This window comes from Streptomyces sp. DH12 (genome assembly GCF_020873895.1).
GTDB lineage: Bacteria > Actinomycetota > Actinomycetes > Streptomycetales > Streptomycetaceae > Streptomyces.
Genome location: NZ_JAHWGT010000068.1, coordinates 1 through 4749 on the forward strand (window position 1 = coordinate 1; position 4749 = coordinate 4749).

A 4749-nucleotide genomic window follows, 5' to 3' on the forward strand; every position below is an offset into this window, starting at 1 on the left:
ATAGTGTTTCGGTGGTCATAGCGTTAGGGAAACGCCCGGTTACATTTCGAACCCGGAAGCTAAGCCTTTCAGCGCCGATGGTACTGCAGGGGGGACCCTGTGGGAGAGTAGGACACCGCCGAACAATTTTTGAATGGGGAAGCCCCGCACCGTATGGTGCGGGGCTTTCCGCATTTCCGGGCCCCTTTTTCGCGCGAGCTGTACCGGGTCGTGCTCTGTGCGGGTTGCCGGCTGCCCGGCTGCCCGGCTGCCCCGTGACCCCGTGAACCAGGCCGCCGGCGTCATGGGCGGGGGGCTGGTCGTGCCGGCGGCCGATTAGGCGTTCGGCTCTTTCGCGGGGTATAGTCTTCCTGTCGCCGCGGGGGAAACCCCGGGAAAGCGACAGGCCCCTATAGCTCAGTCGGTAGAGCGTCTCCATGGTAAGGAGAAGGTCAACGGTTCGATTCCGTTTGGGGGCTCAGAACGGAAAGGCCCCCCGCCTCACGGCGGGGGGCCTTTCCCATGTCCGGGACCATCACTACTGCATCGGCTCCGGGACCCGCATCGTCAGGATCGCCATGTCGTCCGACGCCGGCTCCGCCGCGAACCGCTCCACCGCCCGCAACACCCGCGCCGCCACCGCGCCGGCCGTCAACCCCGTGCACGTCCGCAGCACGTCCGCCAAGCCGTCGTCACCCAGCATCCGCGTCCCCTCACGGCGCTCCGTCACACCGTCCGTGACGCACAGCAGCACATCGCCCGGCTCCAGCGTCACCGTCTCCTCGTACAGCTCCAGGTCCTCCATGACGCCCAGCAGCGGCTGCGGCTCCGCCGCGGGCTCCACCGTGCCGTCCTGACGCAGACGCAACGGCAGCGGATGCCCCGCACACACCACCTTCAACACCGCGCTGCCGTCCTCCTGCGGCCACAGCTCGCCGTACAGCAGGGTGAGGAACCGGCTCCGGGCGCCCTCGTCCAGAATGGCCGCGTTCAGCCGCTCCAGCACCGCCGGACCGCCGAACCCCTCGCGCGCCAGCAGCCGCAGGGCGTGGCGGGCCAGACCCGTCACCGCCGCCGCCTCCGGGCCCGTACCGCACACGTCGCCGATGGCGAAGCCGTACGCCTTGTCGCGGATGGGGAACAGGTCGTAGAAGTCGCCGCCCACCTCGTTGCCCTCGCCGGCCGCCCGGTAGATCACGTCCACCTCGACGCCCGGGATCTGCGGAAGGCCCGGCGGGAGCAGGCTCCGCTGGAGCGACTGGCTGATCGCCGTGCGCTCGCTGTACAGACGGGCGTTGTCCAGGGCCAGCGCCGCACGGCGGGAAAGGTCCTCCGCCAGCTCCAGGATCTCCTGGCGGAAGTGGTCGTCTGACGGCTTGCCCAACGTCAGCATGCCGATCACGCGGTTGCGGGCCACCAGCGGCAGCACCACCGTCTCCCCGCCCACCACGGCCGCCGTCGCCAGCGTCGTACCGATCCCCGACGACACCGGCGGGGCCGCCCGGTCCAGCTGCCGGCGCGACATCAGCAGAGCCGCCCGCTGGGCCGCCTCCGTCGGGGCGTTCCACACCCGGGCACCCGGCGCCGGCACCGGGTCCGGCGGCTCGATGCCCGACAGCAGCTCCTTCAGCCCGTCGATGCGGTCCTCGTCCTCGTGCAGCACGTACGACAGGTACGGTTCCGACGCCTGGTCGGCGATCGTGTACACGGCACACCACGTCGCCAGCGTCGGCACCGTCATCTGCGCCATCAGCGCCAGCGTCTGGTCCCGGTCCAGCGTCCCCGCCAGCAGGTCCGAAGCCTCCACCAGGAAACTCAGCGAACCCCGCCGCAGACGCTCCAGCTCGCCGAGGCGGGCCGACTCCACGGCCAGGGCGATCCGGTCCGCGGCGAACTGCAGCCGCAGCGCCTCCTCGTTCGAGTAACGCCCCGACGCCTCCGCGGCCACCCCCAGCGAGCCCGTCAGCCGGCCCTCCACCTTCAGCGGAACCGTCACCACCGACCGCATGCCCGTGCCGTTCAGCAGCGGCACCGCGCCCGGGACCGCCAGCAGGTCCTCGTGGACCGCGGGCATGCGGGCCGAGGCGTAGCGGCTCGTCCCCGCCTCCACCGGTACGCGTGCGAACCTCTGCCGCGCCGAGGGCAGGCCCGTCGTGGCCCGCACCTCCAGCTCCGTCTCGTCGTCCGTCGCCAGCAGCAGGAACGCCGCGTCACCGTCCAGCATGTCCCGGGCCCGCTCCACCGTGCGCTGGAGCAGCCCGTCCAGGTCGTCCGGGGCCGGGGAACCGATGAACACCTCGAACGGGTCCACCGTCCGCTCGCCCGACGACTCGCCGCCCGGGGTGCGGGCCGGCGTCTGCAGGACCGCGCGCTCGTACTCCCGCACCAGCAGGCACACCGTCGACGGCTCCCCGTGGGTGTCCCGCACCCGCAGGTGGGAGGCGTACACGGGGACGACCCGGCCGTCCGTGCCGCGGATGCCGTAGCTGCCCTCCCAGCGTGACAGGCGCAGCGCCTCCACCAGGCCCGTGCCCGTCCCCGGCGTCTGCGGCCAGGCCGTGACGTCCCCCAGGTGCTTGCCGACGACCTGCTCGGCCGGGTAGCCGAACAGGAGCGCCGCGTCGTCGTTCCAGGACGTGACCACCCCCGCGCTGTCGACCTGGAGGACCGCGACGCGGACCCGCTCGTCGGCGACCGGGAGCAGCTCGTCCGGGAGCGCCGGACCCGCGTGACGCGTGCCGACGGGGCGGTCCGGCAGGTCCAGCTGGAACCAGACGCGTTTGCGGGTGGAGGAGTACTCGACGCCCCAGCGGCTCGACAGGGCCGCGCACAGCAGCAGGCCGCGGCCGTTCTCCCGGTCCAGGGCCGCCACCGGCTCGGAGGAGCCCTGCAGGGGCACCTCGCGCTCCGGGTAGCGGTCGGCGACCTCCACCCGGACGCCCTGCTCCGTACGCAGGCACAGCACGTCCGCGGCCGTGCCCGCGTGGATCACGGCATTGGTGACGAGTTCGCTGGTCAGGACGACGGCGTCATCGACGACGTCGGAGTACCCCCAGCCTTGCAGGGTGTCCCGGACGAAGGCCCGGGCGGTCGCGACCGACCGCCCCACAGGTTCGAAACTGGCAGCCGCCCGCGCGGTGATCACAGAACTCCTCGTACGCGTCTCGACGCCCGGCTCAGCCATGGTCGGCCCGCCCCTCCCGGTACCCGGTGGTCGTACTGCGCCTCACCGACCCCGCCGGGCGGACCGGGGGCGGTTGGACAGCCGCATGCCAGGTTACTTACCTTCGCAGTCCGGGCGGGCGGTGGTCACCGCTGTTTCCGTCCCCAGGGGACGGGGACGTTATGCGGAGCAGCCGAACCGTTATGGGCTGGTCGCCTCACGGTGAAACACTGGGAAGGCTTCCAGCGGCAGCCGGCGTGCGCGTCGCGGCCGCAGCGATGCCCGAGCACGAGCCCGGGAGTACGGTCAACCCCCTCGGGAGGGACACGGTGGAGTCTGGCGTGGCGACGCGGGGCGGTGGCTCGCGCGCGAAGGGCGGGCGGTCCCGGAGCAGCGGGACCGTCGAGGTGGACGCCGCGGCCCTGGAACGGCTGCTCGGCGCCCTCACAGCCATGCGGGACGGGAACTTCCGCAAGCGGCTGACCGTGACCGGCGAGGGGACGATGGCGGACATCGCCGCCGTCTTCAACGAGGTCGCCGACCGCAAACTGCACCTGACGGGCGAGCTCGCCCGGGTGCGCAGGGTCGTCGGACGTGAGGGCAGGCTGTCCGAGCGGCTCGACGTCGGCGCCAGCGAGGGCGCCTGGGCCACCGCGATCGAGGCGGCGAACGCGCTGGTCGACGACCTGACGCGGCCCGTCTCCGAAGTGGGGCGGGTGCTGTCGGCCGTCGCGGACGGCGATCTCCAGCAGCGGATGGAACTGCGCTCCGAGGGGCCCGAGGGGGCGGGTCGGCCGCTGCGCGGCGAGTTCCTGAAGGTGGCCCGCACCGTCAACAACCTCGTCGACCAGCTGTCGTCCTTCACCGACGAGGTGACGCGGGTCGCCCTGGAGGTCGGTACGGAGGGCAAGCTCGGCGGGCAGGCCCAGGTGCGGGGGGTGTCCGGTTCGTGGAAGGACCTCACGGACTCGGTCAACACCATGGCGTACCGGCTGACCGCGCAGGTGCGGGACATCGCCCTGGTCACCACGGCGGTCGCCAAGGGCGACCTGTCGCGCAAGGTCACCGTGCACGTGGCCGGCGAGATGCTGGAGCTGAAGAACACCGTCAACACCATGGTCGACCAGCTGTCGTCGTTCTCCTCCGAGGTGACCCGGGTCGCCCGCGAGGTCGGTACGGAAGGCGAGCTCGGCGGTCAGGCGGAGGTGCCCGGTGTCGCGGGCGTGTGGAAGGACCTGACCGACTCCGTCAACACGATGGCGGGCAACCTGACCTCCCAGGTGCGGGGCATCGCGGAGGTCACCACGGCCGTCGCCAACGGCGACCTGTCGCAGAAGGTCACCGTCAGCGCGCGCGGCGAGGTCGCGCAGCTCGCCGACACCATCAACCAGATGACCGAGACGCTGCGCACCTTCGCCGACGAGGTGACGCGGGTCGCGCGGGAGGTCGGTGTCGAGGGGCTGCTGGGCGGCCAGGCGCAGGTGCCGGGTGCGGCGGGCACGTGGAAGGACCTGACGGATTCGGTCAACACGGCGTTCCGGAACCTGACGGGTCAGGTGCGGGACATCGCGCAGGTCACCACGGCGGTGGCCAACGGCGACCTGTCG

The 4749-nt window shown here is 72.0% G+C and carries 2 protein-coding genes, 1 tRNA gene and 1 rRNA gene; 3 read left to right on the plus strand and 1 reads right to left on the minus strand.

What is annotated here, in order from left to right:
• Positions 1-7: 7 nt before the first annotated feature.
• Together rrf and LPA54_RS32395 are read left to right on the plus strand one after the other, a co-directional pair.
• Positions 8-124 (plus strand): 5S ribosomal RNA (gene rrf / locus LPA54_RS32390).
• 261 nt (positions 125-385) lie between these two features.
• Positions 386-458 (plus strand) — tRNA-Thr (locus tag LPA54_RS32395).
• A 59-nt stretch (positions 459-517) separates the two neighbouring features.
• Here LPA54_RS32395 and LPA54_RS32400 read toward each other — a convergent pair.
• Positions 518-3163, minus strand: coding sequence for a SpoIIE family protein phosphatase (locus tag LPA54_RS32400; RefSeq protein ID WP_228984359.1), 2646 nt, complete (start codon positions 3161-3163; stop codon positions 518-520).
• A 308-nt stretch (positions 3164-3471) separates the two neighbouring features.
• On the opposite strand from LPA54_RS32400, the gene LPA54_RS32405 reads away from it, so the two are divergent.
• The coding region (locus LPA54_RS32405) for a HAMP domain-containing protein (RefSeq protein ID WP_228984360.1) at positions 3472-4749 on the plus strand (1278 nt) is incomplete at its 3' end.